Origin of the sequence: Edaphobacter sp. HDX4, from assembly GCF_036877565.1 — a bacterium.
In the GTDB taxonomy this organism is placed as follows: domain Bacteria; phylum Acidobacteriota; class Terriglobia; order Terriglobales; family Acidobacteriaceae; genus Edaphobacter.
This window is the reverse complement of record NZ_JAEDXW010000066.1, coordinates 1-259: the sequence shown is the minus strand read 5'-3', so window position 1 is coordinate 259 and position 259 is coordinate 1. Positions and strand designations below refer to the sequence as shown.

Annotated in this window: 1 protein-coding gene; it reads left to right on the top strand. The window is 59.1% G+C overall.

Annotated features, from left to right (window positions below):
• A partial coding sequence (locus tag JAO29_RS23155; protein ID WP_334270651.1) for a hypothetical protein occupies positions 1-184 on the top strand: 184 nt, incomplete at its 5' end.
• Positions 185-259: the final 75 nt, after the last annotated feature.

The window sequence follows — 259 nt, the reverse complement described above, 5'->3', positions numbered from 1 at the left end:
GAAGTCCTTAGCTGAATACCGCACAATAGCTGGCGGCGTGAGTGCGCCAATCGACAACATGGTGAGAAGATTAACCATCGCTGTCCGCACTTTCGCGAGCGGTTGGGAAGGCACCCAGCGCGCGAGCACCACCCGCGAACCGCCGCTGTCGAATAAATCAAACGCGGAGCAAAGATCGGCATGATGAATTTCGCGGGGTCCGTCTGCCGGTGACCCGAAAGGGCTCCCATACACAAGCATGGTTCCGGCGGAGCGAGGT